This is a genomic window from Caballeronia sp. LjRoot29 (assembly GCF_964252755.1).
In the GTDB taxonomy this organism is placed as follows: domain Bacteria; phylum Pseudomonadota; class Gammaproteobacteria; order Burkholderiales; family Burkholderiaceae; genus Caballeronia.
On the sequence record NZ_CAXUPU020000081.1, the window covers coordinates 1 to 2,460 of the forward strand.

Sequence of the window (2,460 nt, forward strand, 5' to 3'; positions counted from 1 at the left end):
CCGCCCCGATACCTCTCCGAAGCAGCCGCCTCCGCCCTTCTCCTCCCTCCAACTCTGACTAATCAATGCAGCTTGTGCGCAAGGTAAAGACCGTACTCGTCGCGCTCGCCGTACCGCCCTGGCAAGAAGCCGTTGAAGATATGGCCCCCCACCCGCGCCCCGACGTTCTCCAACCGCCGAATCGTCTCTTCCAACTGCCGTGCACCCGTGTGATCGGCACGCGACACCAGCAGCACCAGATCACAGTCTTGGGAAGCGATCGACAACGCATCGCTCACCGGAAGAACAGGTGGCGAATCGATCACCACGTAATCGTACGTCTCGCGAAGCTTGGCCAGCATCTCCTGGAACGCAGGCCGTCCCAGAAGCTCCGATGGGTTCGCCGGCACACTCAGCCCCGCGTTCAGCACCGAGAGGTTGCTCTGATCAAGCTTCACGATCGCCTCTTCCACCCGTGCCGTGCCCTCCAGCACTTCGGCCAGACCTGCACCGCTGCGCTCTTTCAACAGGTGCCGCAACCGGCCCTGGCGCATGTCCGCATCGATGAGCACCACCGAAGCGTGCGTCTCCGCCAACAGATAAGCAAAGTTCGATGACACAAAGCTCTTGCCCACGCCCTGCGTCGGCCCCGTGAACAGAATCACCTTGCCCGCCGACAAGTCACCCGTCTCAAGCAACGCCTTCATGCTGCTGCGCAACGAACGTAACGCTTCGATCCCCGGATCCGTCGGGCTATTGGCCGCCAACAGCTTGGCCGGCGTACCCAGGCGACGGCGCGCGGCGCTGCTGTGCTGCAGTTGCGCCGGCGATTGCGCGACCACCGCCAGGCGCGGCACATGCGAGATGTAATCAATCTCTTCCGGTGTCCGAAGTTCCTTGCGCTTCAGCGAGATCAGATGCACCGTCGCCGCGCTCACGAACAACCCGCCAAGAATCGAACCCAGCAGCACGATCGCATTGCGCGGCCACGCCTGCTTCTCCGGCGTAATCGCCCAGTCAACCACGCCCACGCCGGGTGCGGTGCTCGCCGCTGCCACTTCCAGTTGCTGCGCATTGGTCAGCACGCTCGTGTACAACTGCGTGCTCACCGCCACATCGCGCGCAAGCCTGACATATTCGCGTTGAATGCTCGGCAGCTTCGTCGCCGTGTCGCTCAGTTCCTGGATCTGCCGGTTCACCTGATCGAGCTGCGAAGCGGCCGCTTGATACGTCGGGCTATCGGGGCGGAACTTCTGCTTCTGCTCGTCCAGCTGGAGCTGCAAGCGCGTCTGGGTATCGGCCAACGTGCTCAAGCGCGTGATCAGCGCCGTACCTTGCTGACCCATGTCGACCATGCTCGTCTTCGTGCGGTAATCATTGAGGCGGTTCTCCGCGCTCTCCAGATCCGCCTTCAGCCCGGGCAGGCGCCCGCGCAGGAAGTTCAGGCTCAACTGGGCCTGCTCGGCACGCGACTGCTCGTCACGCTTCAAATACGTCTTCACGATGGTGTTGACCAGCATTTGCGCGGCCAGGGGCGAATCGGCCTGATAGCTCAGGCTCATGATCGAGGGGTCGTGGAGCGCCGAACTCTGGCTTGCAACCGACGCCTTCAGCGCCTTGTTCACGTTCTCATAGACCGTCTGCGCGGACTGGCTGCGCAGCGTGAACTCCACGCCGGGGCGCGCCCGCAGCGTGTCGATACGCAACTCGCCAGGCGCATTGCCATCGGGTGTACTCACGCTAAATGAGACCAGTTGCCCGACGCGACCCTGTGCCAGCGCCTCACCGTCCTTGTCATACAGCGTGTATTGCCCGGCTTCGCCCGTCACCACGCGAAACTTGTCGCCCAGGGACGCCTCCGGCACCGTGAACACGCCCGGCTTGAGCAGCTCGCCGCCCCACGCATAACCGCTCAAGCCCAGAAACGGCGGCACCAGCGTTTGGGCGTTGACATGGCGCGAGGCCATAAACTTGCCAATCAACGGGAAATGACTTCCCGTTTGCACGCTCGTTTGCGCACCGGTTTGAGCGATCGCATCGCTTACGATGCTGCGCGACGTCAGCACCGCGCTCTCGTCGCTTGCCGACACCGTCGCGCTCATCGTGCCCGACACATCCGACAGCGCGCTGATCGAGGCGCCGGGTTTGGACGAACTTTCCACGCGCAGCATAGCCTCGGCGCGGTACTGCGGCGTGGCCAGCAAAATGTACAGCCCGCCCACCACCACGAACGTGCCCGTGATCGTCATGAATAGCCGCTTGTGGCGAACCACGCTGCGCCACAGGTCAATCAGCCCGTCGCTCTTCTTCGGCGCCGCACTAAACGACGAATGCCCGATGTATGAACTCATGTCAAACCCCTGCAATAAAAGATAAAGGCCGAGCCCGTGGATAACAAAACGCTTCCGGCTATCGAAATAACCTCGCCCGACAACGATGCTTACCGCTCAACCACAATGACGTTATTTATGAAGGAACACT

1 protein-coding gene is annotated in these 2,460 nt (G+C 62.1%); it reads right to left on the reverse strand.

Going from position 1 to position 2,460, the window contains the following annotated elements; all coding sequences use genetic code 11:
• Positions 1-62: 62 nt before the first annotated feature.
• Entirely contained in the window at positions 63-2,330 is a 2,268-nt protein-coding gene (locus ACSQ83_RS35745; protein ID WP_436231359.1) for a polysaccharide biosynthesis tyrosine autokinase, read from the reverse strand.
• Positions 2,331-2,460: the final 130 nt, after the last annotated feature.